This is a genomic window from Cellulomonas fimi (genome assembly GCF_028527925.1).
Lineage (GTDB): Bacteria > Actinomycetota > Actinomycetes > Actinomycetales > Cellulomonadaceae > Cellulomonas > Cellulomonas fimi_C.
In genome coordinates, this window is the sequence record NZ_JAPESW010000023.1 from 57201 (window position 1) to 68037 (window position 10837).

The 10837-nt window shown below is 72.9% G+C and carries 13 protein-coding genes and 3 tRNA genes; 7 read left to right on the forward strand and 9 right to left on the reverse strand.

All coding sequences use genetic code 11. The features are described from left to right. Window positions 1-16: 16 nt before the first annotated feature. Complete coding sequence (locus tag OMK64_RS12240; RefSeq protein ID WP_168676881.1) at window positions 17-361, reverse strand: metallopeptidase family protein; 345 nt, start codon at window positions 359-361, stop codon at window positions 17-19. Between the two features lie 144 nt (window positions 362-505). Between OMK64_RS12240 and OMK64_RS12245 the strand changes: the two genes are divergently transcribed. From OMK64_RS12245 to OMK64_RS12270, 6 genes are all read left to right on the forward strand, one after another. Beyond that, window positions 506-578: transfer RNA gene (locus OMK64_RS12245), tRNA-Glu, on the forward strand. A gap of 45 nt (window positions 579-623) precedes the next feature. Then, window positions 624-697: transfer RNA gene (locus tag OMK64_RS12250), tRNA-Asp, on the forward strand. A gap of 39 nt (window positions 698-736) precedes the next feature. Further along, window positions 737-809, forward strand: a tRNA-Phe gene (locus tag OMK64_RS12255). A gap of 141 nt (window positions 810-950) precedes the next feature. Next, the gene (locus OMK64_RS12260) at window positions 951-1391 is read left to right on the forward strand and encodes a phage holin family protein (RefSeq protein WP_272728660.1); all 441 of its coding nucleotides are present in this window, start codon (window positions 951-953) and stop codon (window positions 1389-1391) included. A gap of 134 nt (window positions 1392-1525) precedes the next feature. Next, on the forward strand, window positions 1526-1936 hold the full coding sequence (locus tag OMK64_RS12265) for a phage holin family protein (protein WP_272728661.1): 411 nt from the start codon (window positions 1526-1528) through the stop codon (window positions 1934-1936). After that, window positions 1933-2244, forward strand: a complete 312-nt coding sequence (locus OMK64_RS12270; protein ID WP_272728662.1) for a DUF3618 domain-containing protein — start codon at window positions 1933-1935, stop codon at window positions 2242-2244. Before OMK64_RS12265 ends, OMK64_RS12270 begins: the two co-directional genes overlap by 4 nt. A gap of 373 nt (window positions 2245-2617) precedes the next feature. Here the strand turns inward: OMK64_RS12270 and OMK64_RS12275 are convergent, their stop codons facing one another. Beyond that, window positions 2618-2827 (reverse strand): BldC family transcriptional regulator, encoded by a 210-nt coding sequence (locus OMK64_RS12275; protein ID WP_124343038.1) that lies wholly within the window; start codon window positions 2825-2827, stop codon window positions 2618-2620. Window positions 2828-3250: 423 nt separating this feature from the next. Between OMK64_RS12275 and OMK64_RS12280 the strand changes: the two genes are divergently transcribed. Further along, window positions 3251-3463, forward strand: a complete 213-nt coding sequence (locus OMK64_RS12280; RefSeq protein ID WP_124343037.1) for a DUF3073 domain-containing protein — start codon at window positions 3251-3253, stop codon at window positions 3461-3463. A 195-nt stretch (window positions 3464-3658) separates the two neighbouring features. Here OMK64_RS12280 and purM read toward each other — a convergent pair whose 3' ends face one another. The 7 genes from purM to OMK64_RS12315 all read right to left on the reverse strand — a co-directional run bounded on the left by purM (window position 3659) and on the right by OMK64_RS12315 (window position 10771). Continuing rightward, window positions 3659-4780 carry a phosphoribosylformylglycinamidine cyclo-ligase gene (gene purM / locus OMK64_RS12285; protein WP_272728663.1) on the reverse strand — a complete coding sequence of 374 codons (1122 nt, stop codon included), beginning with the start codon at window positions 4778-4780 and terminating at the stop codon, window positions 3659-3661. Continuing rightward, entirely contained in the window at window positions 4777-6324 is a 1548-nt protein-coding gene (purF, locus tag OMK64_RS12290) for an amidophosphoribosyltransferase (RefSeq protein ID WP_272728664.1), read from the reverse strand. Before purF ends, purM begins: the two co-directional genes overlap by 4 nt. Before the next feature lie 111 nt (window positions 6325-6435). After that, window positions 6436-6957 carry a histidine kinase gene (locus tag OMK64_RS12295; protein WP_272728665.1) on the reverse strand — a complete coding sequence of 174 codons (522 nt, stop codon included), beginning with the start codon at window positions 6955-6957 and terminating at the stop codon, window positions 6436-6438. A 25-nt stretch (window positions 6958-6982) separates the two neighbouring features. After that, on the reverse strand, window positions 6983-7363 hold the full coding sequence (locus tag OMK64_RS12300) for a sterol carrier family protein (RefSeq protein ID WP_272728666.1): 381 nt from the start codon (window positions 7361-7363) through the stop codon (window positions 6983-6985). Between the two features lie 119 nt (window positions 7364-7482). Continuing rightward, window positions 7483-8838, reverse strand: coding sequence for a glycoside hydrolase family 6 protein (locus OMK64_RS12305; protein WP_272728667.1), 1356 nt, complete (start codon window positions 8836-8838; stop codon window positions 7483-7485). Window positions 8839-9115: 277 nt separating this feature from the next. Next, on the reverse strand, window positions 9116-10294 hold the full coding sequence (locus tag OMK64_RS12310; RefSeq protein WP_272728668.1) for a flagellar hook protein FlgE: 1179 nt from the start codon (window positions 10292-10294) through the stop codon (window positions 9116-9118). Between the two features lie 36 nt (window positions 10295-10330). Further along, complete coding sequence (locus OMK64_RS12315) at window positions 10331-10771, reverse strand: flagellar hook assembly protein FlgD (protein WP_272728669.1); 441 nt, start codon at window positions 10769-10771, stop codon at window positions 10331-10333. Window positions 10772-10837 lie beyond the last annotated feature (66 nt).

The window sequence follows — 10837 nt, forward strand, 5'->3', positions numbered from 1 at the left end:
CCGGCGCCGACGCCGCTCAGCCCCAGCCGAGCTCGTGCAGCCGGTCGTCGTCGATGCCGAAGTGGTGCGCGACCTCGTGCACGACGGTCACCGCGACCTCCTCGACGACCTCGTCCCGGTCCTCGCAGATCGCGAGCGTCGGGTTGCGGTAGATCGTGATGCGGTCGGGCAGCGAGCCGGCGGCCCACCACTCGCCGCGCTCGGTGAGCGGCGTGCCCTCGTAGAGGCCCAGCAGCTCGGGCTCGTCCGGCGGCCCCTCGTCCTCGACGAGCACGACGACGTTGTCGATCAGGCGGGCCAGCTCAGGCGGGATCTCGTCGAGCGCGTCACGGACGGCGTCCTCGAACTCGTCGCGCGACATCTCCACCACGGGACCATCCTGCCTGCTCACCGCGCTGCGGTCGCCCGACGACGACCGGCGACCACACCGCTTTTGGAGTTCGGGCCCCCGCTCCCGTATGCTCGTCTCCGGTCATCCGGCGCCTCGTCGTCAGGGGCGGGACACGCCCCCATCGTCTAGCGGCCTAGGACCCCGCCCTTTCACGGCGGTAGCACGGGTTCGAATCCCGTTGGGGGTACGAGCAGGTGCAGTGAAGCAGTACAGCAAGGCCTTGTTCCACCAAGGCCCCGTAGCGCAGTTGGTTAGCGCGCCGCCCTGTCACGGCGGAGGTCGCGGGTTCAAGTCCCGTCGGGGTCGCTCGAAGCGCCGGTCCTCGGACCGGCGTTCTCGTTCCGAGGCTCTGTAGCTCAGTTGGTAGAGCGTTCGACTGAAAATCGAAAGGTCACCGGATCGACGCCGGTCGGAGCCACCGCGACGAAGGCCCCCTGGATCACCAGGGGGCCTTCGTGCATGTCCGGGCGGTATGACCTGGGCCGATGATCCCGGCCGACCGGCGCGCACCCGCCTAGGCTGGGAGGCGCACCGCACTGTCCCGCCGACGGAGGAACCCGTGAGCAGCACCGGACCCGAGCGCCCGCGCAAGCCGTTCTTCGAGCGCTTCACCGAACCGTTCGCCGACATCGCCCGCGAGAAGATCGGGCAGGCGGAGGACCGGGTCCGTGAGGCGATCCAGGCGGAGATCGACGCCGTCAGCGCGAGCGTGCGCGCGCGTGCCGTGCAGGTGCGGCCGTCCGCGATCGGCTTCGGCGCCGCCGCGCTGCTCACGTTCTTCGGCCTCGCCCTGTTCGTCACGGCCGCCGTCGTCGGCCTCGCGCACGTCGTCGAGCTGTGGCTCGCAGCACTCCTGGTCGGCGCGGCTCTCATCATCGTCGCCGGCGGGCTCGCGGCATGGGCCCGGTCGCGGCTGCCGAAGGGTCCCGCCATGAGCGTGACCCGCGCGCACGAGGTGTCGCACCCCGCCGAGGAGCAGGTCCACCCCTGGTCCGACTGACCGCCCCGCGGCGTCGACGACCCGCCCGCGCGGTCGCTCGTCGACGCCGCTCGGATGCGGCCCGCCACCTGCGCTTGCACACTGGGAGTCCCGGTCACCGGACGCCGGGCGACGAGCGACGAGAGGGCGTCACCATGACCACGCAGGCAGGACCGACGGGCGAGCCCCGGAGCATCGGTCAGCTCGTGAGCGACCTGAGCGAGCAGACGTCCCGGTTGGTCCGCGCCGAGCTCGACCTCGCGAAGGCCGAGATCCAGGCCAAGGCGCAGCAGCTCGGGATCGGCGCCGGTCTGCTGGCCGCCGCGGGCATCCTCGCGCTCTACGTGCTGGCCACGGCGATCGCGACCGCGATCCTCGGCCTGTCGACCGTCATGGACGCGTGGCTCGCGGCGCTCATCGTCACGGTGCTCCTGCTGATCGTGACGATCGTGCTGGCGCTGATCGGCATCCGGCTGGTCAAGCGCGGGTCGCCCCCGACGCCGGAACGCGCGATCGAGAACGTGCACGAGGACCTCGAGGCCGTGAAGGCGGGGTGGAACGCGTGAGCGACCAGACCACGAAGAAGGACGCGAACGACGACAAGCCGGCGATCACCACGCCGCGCATGGTCGAGGCCGAGAGCGAGGTCGCACGCACGCGGGCCGAGCTCGCCGCGACCGTCGACGCGCTCGCCGACCGGCTCGACCCGCGCGCGCAGGCGAAGAGCGCGGTCGACGGGACCAAGCGGCTGTGGTCCGACGCGACGACCAAGGACGCCGACCCGCACCGGCAGAAGCGTGCCCGCGCCGTGATCGGCGGCGCGGTGGCGGTCGTCGCGCTCCTCGCGGCGGCGGGCCTGCGCCGCAAGGGCTGACCACACGCTCGGACGACGACCGCGGCGCGCACGACCGGCGCCGCGGTCGTCGTCGTGCGGAGATGTCGCCGGGCCGCGTCTCGTCGCGGTGCTCGTGCCGGAGTCTGCGGCCGTGGCGGATCCCGGGGTGTGCGGCCGTAGCGAACCCCGGAGTCTGCGGCCATGGCGGATCGGCGGCCGGGTCACGACGTCGTCGTCGCCCCAGAGGCCGCTGTCGTCTCGCTCGTCCCGGAGGCTCGTGCCGGAGCGGGGCGGGCGGTGTCCGGTCCGGACACAGGGACGTCGGCGCCCTCAGGGCGCCGGCGTCAGGTGCCGCACGGGGCGGCGAGGAGGGCAGGCGGGTGGAGCGCCCGCCTCGGTGTCGTCGACGAGCTCAGTCGTCCGACGCGTGCTGCTGAGGCACGCCGTTGAGCAGGTCGCGCACCTCGGACTCCCGGTAGCGGCGGTGGCCACCGAGCGTGCGGATCGAGGAGAGCTTCCCGGCCTTCGCCCAGCGGGTCACGGTCTTCGGGTCGACCCGGAAGAGCGTCGCGACCTCGGACGGCGTGAGCAGCGCCTCGGACTCTGCGGGGTGAGCGGTCATCAGCTGCCTCCTGAGGCAAGCGTGCGGGCGGCCGAGGCGTGCGCCGGGTCCGCCCCGTCGGGTGCGGTTGGTGCGGTGCGCGGGTAGCGCGGTGGTGCGGTGGTGCGGGTGATGCGGGCTGTCTCACTAGCATGAACGAAACGGTCAGATGACGCATTCCGGGACACAGTTTGGTCACGGATGCCGCATCACTCTCATCCAACTCTCATCATGCATCGTTACACGAACCGTACCGTCAGCCTAAACCCGACTTATCGGTCATCACGACCGGTTCGCCCGACGTGACGTGTGTCGCTCGTCCGCGAGTGGTCGGAATAGCGCGGGACCATGTACCGTTGCCCCACGAAGAGACGATTCAGCACCCCGGGGCCGCACGTGTGAGCACGGTGCCGCCCCGCATCCACGTTAGAGGGGGTCGATGCCATGGGGCGCGGCCGTCAGAAGGCGAAGCAGACCAAGGTGGCCCGGGAGCTGAAGTACTTCAGCCCCGAGACCAACTACCGAGCCCTCGAGCAGGAGCTCGGCTCGCTGAGCCACAACGATCTGGGATCCGAGCGTCGCGGCAGCGCCGTCGACACTGGAGACTGGTCCCGGGACGAGGACGACGACTACCGTCGCTGGTCCGACGACGGCTGAGGTCGTGGGGTCGGCGTGACGGCCTCCCCGAGCGTGACCCCTCCGCCCCGCTGAGGTCGTCGTCGCCCGGACCCGTCCCTGCCGACCAGCACGGTGCGGCACAGCGGTCGCTTCACCACACACTCACCGGCCGGTGACGTTCATGGCGTCACCGGCCGGTTGGTGTGTGCGTGCGCCGTCCGCCCGGGCTGCGCGTCAGACGCGGTAGGTCCCCGAGAGGCGGACGGCTCCCCCGTCGACCCCCTTGGTCCCCGCGACGACGTCCGGCGAGCCCGCGACGTCCCGCATCGGGTCCGCGTCCCGGACGGTGCCCAGCACCCAGGCGGGCAGGCCGAGCTCCGACGTGTGCGCGAGGACGCCGTCCACGGCGTCGGCCGCGACGACCGCCACCATCCCGACGCCCAGGTTGAGCGTGCCCTCGAGGTCGTGCCACGGCACACCACCGAGCTGCTGCACGAGCGAGAAGACGGGCGGCAGCTGCCAACCGGCGCGGTCGACGTCGGCGACCAGGCCCCGCGGCAGGACGCGCGCGACGTTCGACGCAAGCCCGCCGCCCGTGACGTGGCTGAACGCGTGGATCCCCGCGACACCGGCACGCTCGATCAGCGCGAGGACGTCGCTCGCGTAGACGCGCGTCGGCTCGAGGAGCTCCTCGCCGAGGGTGCGACCGAGCTCGTCGACGTGGCGCTCGAGGCCCCAGCCGGCGACCTCGACGACCTTGCGGACCAGCGAGTAGCCGTTGGAGTGCAGGCCGCTCGACGCGAGCGCGACGAGCACGTCGCCCGCGCGCACGCGGTCCGGACCCAGCAGCTCTTCGGCCTCGACGACACCCGTCGCGGCTCCCGCGACGTCGTACTCGTCGGGGCGCAGCAGACCGGGGTGCTCGGCGGTCTCGCCGCCGACGAGCGCGGTGCCGGCGACCGAGCACGCCGCGGCGATGCCGCGCACGATGTCGGCGATGCGCTCGGGCACGACGCGGCCCGTCGCGATGTAGTCCGTCATGAACAGCGGCTTCGCACCGACCACGACGATGTCGTCGACGACCATGCCGACCAGGTCGAAGCCGATCGTGTCGTGCACGTCGAGCGCCTGCGCGATCGCGACCTTGGTGCCGACGCCGTCGGTCGACGTCGCGAGCAGCGGGCGGCGGTAGCGGGTCAGGAGCGACGCGTCGTAGAGCCCGGCGAACCCGCCGACACCGCCGAGGACCTGCGGTCCGTGCGTCGCGCGCACGGCGTCCTTCATCAGCTCGACGGCCTTGTCGCCGGCCTCGGTGTCGACGCCGGCGGCGGCGTAGGTGACGTGCGGGGTGCTCACGGGTGCTCCAGGGCGGTCGCGCCACCGGTCGACGGGACGATGGTCAGCAGGCCGTCCTCGGGCGCGCCGAGCGGCAGCTCGTTCTGCTCGAGGAGGTTCTTGCCGAGGCGGTCGGCGGGCGGCAGCTCGATCGGGTAGCGGCCCGAGAAGCACGCGGTGCACAGCTGCGAGCGGGGCTGCTCGGTCGCCTCGACCATGCCCTCCTCGGAGATGTAGCCGAGCGAGTCGGCGCCGAGGGACGCCGCGATCTCGTCGACGCCGAGGCCGTTCGCGATGAGCTCGGCGCGGCTCGCGAAGTCGATGCCGTAGAAGCACGGCCACTTCACGGGCGGCGAGCTGATCCGGACGTGCACCTCCGCGGCGCCCGCCTCGCGGAGCATCCGCACGAGCGCGCGCTGCGTGTTGCCACGCACGATCGAGTCGTCGACGACGACGAGCCGCTTGCCGCGGATGACCTCGCGCAGCGGGTTGAGCTTGAGCCGGATGCCGAGCTGGCGCAGCGTCTGCGACGGCTGGATGAACGTCCGGCCGACGTACGCGTTCTTGGTGAGGCCCTGCCCGAACGGGATGCCGGACTCGGTCGCGAAGCCGACGGCCGCGGGCGTGCCGGACTCGGGCACCGGGATGACGAGGTCGGCCTCGACCGGGTGCTCGACCGCGAGGCGGCGGCCCATCGCGACGCGCGCGGCGTGCACGGACCGGCCGGCGATGGTCGTGTCGGGGCGCGCGAGGTAGACGTACTCGAAGACGCAGCCCGCGCGGTCGACCGGCGCGAACCTGGTCGAGCGCAGGCCGTCGGCGTCGATCGCGATGAACTCGCCCGGCTCGACCTCGCGGACGAACGACGCGCCCACGATGTCGAGCGCGGGCGTCTCCGACGCGACGACCCAGCCGCGCTCGAGCCGGCCGAGCACGAGCGGGCGGACGCCCTGCGGGTCGCGCGCGGCGTAGAGCGTGTGCTCGTCCATGAAGACGAGGCTGAACGCACCGCGCAGGCGGGGCAGGACCTCGAGCGCGGTGGCCTCGAGCGTGTGGTCCGGGTCCCCCGCGAGCAGCGCGGTGACGAGGGCCGTGTCGGTGGTGTTGCCGCGCGCGAGCTCGCCGCGGCGCTGGCTGCCGTACCGCTCGGCGACGAGGTCGACGAGCTCGGCGGAGTTCGTGAGGTTGCCGTTGTGCCCGAGGGCGACGGTGCCGGCGGCGGTCGCGCCGAGCGTCGGCTGGGCGTTCTCCCACGTCGAGCCGCCGGTCGTCGAGTAGCGCGCGTGCCCGATGGCGATGTGCCCCTGCAGGGCGTTCAGCGCGGTCTCGTCGAAGACCTGGGAGACGAGGCCCATGTCCTTGTAGACGAGGAGCTGCTGGCCGTTCGATGTCGCGATGCCCGCGGACTCCTGCCCGCGGTGCTGCAGCGCGTAGAGGCCGAAGTAGGTGAGCTTGGCGACCTCCTCGCCCGGTGCCCAGACGCCGAAGACGCCGCAGGCGTCCTGCGGGCCTTTCTCGCCGGGGAGGAGGTCGTGGTTCAGTCGTCCGTCTGCGCGGGGGGCCACGGCCCTATGGTCGCACACCGCCCTCGCGCACCCGCAGGGGCGCCCGGCGTCCGGACGGGTGGAACCGCAGGGCTGGTCGGTGCGCGCTCATCCGCTGCGGCCCGGGGTCCGTCAGCGGCGGCGGACGTACGGGTCGCGCGAGCGGCGGTCGGCGAGCACGGCCAGCGCTCCGCCGACGAACCCGCCGAGCACGCCGAGGCCGACGGCCGTGACCGTGCGGACCGCGCCCTCGCCCTCGAGGAACCACACGAACCCGGTGCCGTCCGCGATCCACTCGACCTGGGGGTCCTTGAGCACGGCCACCAGCACGAGACCGACGACGATGCCGACGATCGCCCCGGCGGCGATGAAGACGCTGTACTTCGGGGCGCGGCGCACGGTCGCGGGCCGCGCCGTTGCGAGGAGCTCCGCCTCCGAGGGCACAGGGGGCTCGTCGTCGCTGCCGGGAGTCAGCGGGCGCGGGTCCGCGGGCGCGGCCGCCGCCGAGGAGGCGCCGAGGCCCCCGGCCGCGGGCTGCGCGTCCCCGACAGGGTCCGAGGGCACGGGCTGGGCCGTGGCAGGGTCCGAGGGAGCGGGCTCGTCCGACGCCGGTCGGTCCGCGGGTTCGGCGGGGGTGGGGACGATGGACGACACCCCGCGATCCTAGGTCAGCGGCGCGTCAGCCACGTCGGCGGGCGGCCTGCAGCGGAAGCAGTGCCGACAGGTCCGCGCGCTCCCCCGACGCGCGAACCGCGCCGGCCGCGACGGCGTCCGCCCAGGTCGTGGCGCCGGTGACGAGCGCGAGCCACGTCGCGGGGTCCGTCTCGACGACGTTGGGCGGGGTGCCGCGGGTGTGACGAGGACCCTCGACGGCCTGGACCGCCCCGTCGGGCGGGACCCGCACCTCGACCGCGTTCCCCGGCGCGACGTCGGCGAGCTCCTCGAGCGTGAAGCGGACCGCCGTGCGGCGGGCCGCGACGGGCACCGCGGCCGGGTCCGCGCGCCACACGTCGAGCGCGGCGCGTCCGTCGTCGGGCGAGGTCCGTCGTCTGGGTGGCACCCGCCCATCCTCCCCCGCCTCGACGCCTCTGCGCGCGCGCCGGCCCCGGGCACGGACGAGCCCCGCGGACGAGGGTGTCCGCGGGGCTCGTCGGGGGCCCGCTCAGGTGGGGCGCCGGCTCACCACTTGGCGTTGCGCGCCAGCTCCAGGGCCATCTCCTGCCACCACTGGCCGGCGGCGGGGCCGCCGTTGCACGTGCCGTCGGACTCGCCCGGCAGCTTGACCCACAGCAGCGCGACCAGTCCGGAGCCGTCGTTGACGTACGTGGGCTTCTCGCCGAGCGCACGGCCGCGCGGGTTGCACCACTCGCCGTTCGAGCCGTTGCCGTTGCGCGAGGTGTCGATGACGAAGCCCTTGCCGCCGAGGCGCTGCGAGATCTGCTGGCCGTACGACTTGCTCGCGGCCGTCGTCTGGTAGTTCGACGTGTTGAGCGCGAAGCCCACGGCGTACTCGAAGCCGACCTGGTTGAGCCGGTTGACGGCCGTGTCCACCGACAGCCACGACGAGTGGCCCGCGTCGATGTAGACCTTGGCGCCCTTGAGCGTCAGCGACTTCGCCGCGTACTTGAGGAAGCCGATGCGGTCGCCCTGGCCGGAGCAGTCGCCGAGCTGGGCGAGCGCGTCGGGCTCGAGCACGACGATCGGGTTGCCCTTGATGCCCTGCGCGATCGTGTCGATCCAGCGCGCGTACTCGGACTCGGAGACGCCGCCGCCCGAGTAGGAGCCGCAGTCACGGCCGGGGATCGCGTAGACGACGAGCGTCGGCGTCTTGCCCGCGGCGACGGCGCGGCCGGTGTAGTCCGCGACCTCGGCCTGCGCCTTCGACGCCTCGGTCCAGTTGCCGACCCAGTACGCCTGCGGCGTGAGGGCGATCTTCGCGAGCAGCGTCTTGTCGTTGCCGGACGCGGACTGCCACGCGCGGTACGACTGGTTCGCCGTGTCGACGTAGAAGCTGCCCGACGGCTGCGGCGGGACCGTGGTGGTCGGGGTCGGCGTCGGCGTGGGCGTCACGGTGGGCGTCGGCGTCTGGGTCGGCGTGACCGTCGGCGTGGACGTCGGGACGGTGCCGCCCGTGCAGGTGGTGCCGTTGAGGCTGAAGGACGACGGGACGGGGTTCGAGCCGCTCCACGAGCCGTTGAAGCCGAACGACGCGGTGCCGCCGGTCCCGATCTGGCCGTTCCACGACACGTTGGTGACGGAGACCTGCGACCCGCTCGTGGTGACGTTGCCGTTCCACAGCTGCGTGATCTTCTGGCCCGCGGGGTACGCCCAGTCGAGCTTCCACGAGGAGACCGGGTCGCCCAGGTTGGTGATCGTGACGTTGGCGCCGAAGCCGCCCTGCCACTGGCTGGAGACGGCGTAGCTGACGCGGCAGCCGGCGGCGGCCTGCGCGGCGCTGGCCGTGACGGCGGTGAGGCCGCCGACGGCGACGGCCGCGGCGGCGAGGAGCGCGGCGGCGGATCTGCGGGTGGACATGCGGGGTGGCTCCCTGGTGTCGGGTGGCTCGGGGTCCCGACGAGGAAACCTGACGTCGCGGCACCGACGCGAGGGGAAGCCGGGTGCCTAATCGCTTAAGTCGTGGCGTGAGGACGTCGATACGCTTCGACCACGCGCTTCGACGCTCCCCGACCCGCGCCGCGAACGGTCCCTCCGGGCCTCGCCGCACGCGCACGCGACGACCGTCCGGACGCGCCCGGGAAGTGCGACGGCCCCGCACCGTGGAGGAGGTGCAGGGCCGTCGTGACGCGCGGCGTCAGCGCTTGAGGTTGACCAGCTCCTGCAGGACCTCGTCCGACGTCGTGATCACCCGGCTGTTCGCCTGGAAGCCGCGCTGGGCGATGATCAGGCTGGTGAACTCGCTGGACAGGTCGACGTTCGACATCTCCAGCGCCCCACCGGCCAGCGTGCCGCGGCCACCCGTGCCGGCCGCGCCGACCTGCGCGTCGCCCGAGTTGACCGACGTGCGGAACAGCGAGCCGCCCGCCTTCTCCAGGCCCGACGGGTTGGTGAACGAGCCGATCGCGAGGCGCCCGATGGTCTGCTTGAGACCGTTCGAGAATGCGCCCGTGATGGTGCCGTCGGCGCCCAGCGCGAACGACTGCAGGACGCCGGCCGCCTGGCCGTTCTGGGTGCGCGCCTTGACCGAGTCGATGCCCGAGAAGCCGGTGATCGTCGACAGGTCGACCGCGACGCCGCCGACCGTGACCGTCGTCGGCGTCGTGAGCGCGCCCGCGGCGGTGAACGTCATCGCGCCCGCGTTGACCGTCGCGGTGCCGTCGGTCGCCGTCAGCGACCAGCCCGTCGCGGACTTCGTGAACGTGAGCTCCAGCTCGCGCGACGCGCCCGTCGCGTCGTAGACGTCGATCGTGCGGTTGAGCGTCGTGCCGTCCGCCGCGTCGGCGTCGAGGTTGCCCTCGTACGACGCGGTCGACGTCGCGACCGCGGGCATGAGCGTCCCGGCGGGGACGCGCAGGTCGACGAGCGGGCCGTTCGTGTCGACGACGCCGTTCACCGCCGCCCAGCCCTGCACGAGCGCGCCCTCGCCGGGGAGCACCATCTGGCCGGTCGCGTCGAAGTCGAACGACCCGGCACGCGTGTAGTACGTCTCGGTGCCCTTGCGGACCACGAAGAAGCCGTCGCCCTGGATCATCATGTCGGTGCTGCGGCCCGTCATCTGCGACGCACCCTGCGTGAAGTTCGTGGTGATGCCGGCGACGCGCACGCCCAGGCCGACCTGCGCCGGGTTCGTGCCGCCGACGCCGTCCTGCGCGCCCGCGCCGTTCTGGAGCATCTGGCTGAGCGTGTCCTGGAACTGCGTCTGCGACGCCTTGAAGCCCGTCGTGTTGACGTTCGCGATGTTGTTGCCCGTGACGTCGAGCTGGGTCTGGTGGGCGCGCAGACCGGAGATGCCGGAGAAGAGCGAGCGGAGCATGGCGGTGGTTCCTTTCGGCAGGGGTGCTGCGCGGGGTCAGGCGGTGGTGGCGGGAGTGCTGGTGGCGGAGGTGACCGCCGAGACCGCGTCGAGGGTGACGTCCGTGTCACCGACCCGCACGGTGGGCACGGGGCCCGCGTAGGACACGGCGGAGACGACGCCCGACTTCTCGGCACCGTCCGCGTCGGTCCAGGTGATCTGCTGCCCGACGAGCTGGGCTGCCGACATCCGCATCTGCAGCGCGAACGACTCGCGCTGCGTGTCGGCCAGGGCGACCAGGGACTCCATCGTGGAGAGCTGGGTCGTCTGGGTCATGAGCTGCGAGGAGTCCATCGGGGCCGACGGGTCCTGGTTGCGCAGCTGGGCGACGAGCAGGTCGAGGAACGCCTGCTTGTCGAGCTCCTTGGTCGGCCCCTTCTGGCCCGACGCGTCCGAGGTGCGGCTCGTCGCGCCGAGGAACGAGACGTCGATGCTCATGGGGCCTCCTGCGGGGTGCGGGTCGGCGTGGGCGGTGACGCGCCGTCGGGCCGTCCGGACCAGGAC

Coding starts and splice junctions, on each gene's coding strand:
- OMK64_RS12310 (WP_272728668.1), bottom strand. CDS start 10,294: ATGCTCCGCTCGCTCTTCTCCGGCATCTCCGGTCTGCGCGCCCACCAG.
- OMK64_RS12265 (WP_272728661.1), top strand. CDS start 1,526: ATGACCACGCAGGCAGGACCGACGGGCGAGCCCCGGAGCATCGGTCAG.
- OMK64_RS12315 (WP_272728669.1), bottom strand. CDS start 10,771: ATGAGCATCGACGTCTCGTTCCTCGGCGCGACGAGCCGCACCTCGGAC.
- OMK64_RS12280 (WP_124343037.1), top strand. CDS start 3,251: ATGGGGCGCGGCCGTCAGAAGGCGAAGCAGACCAAGGTGGCCCGGGAG.
- OMK64_RS12305 (WP_272728667.1), bottom strand. CDS start 8,838: ATGTCCACCCGCAGATCCGCCGCCGCGCTCCTCGCCGCCGCGGCCGTC.
- OMK64_RS12275 (WP_124343038.1), bottom strand. CDS start 2,827: ATGACCGCTCACCCCGCAGAGTCCGAGGCGCTGCTCACGCCGTCCGAG.
- OMK64_RS12240 (WP_168676881.1), bottom strand. CDS start 361: ATGTCGCGCGACGAGTTCGAGGACGCCGTCCGTGACGCGCTCGACGAG.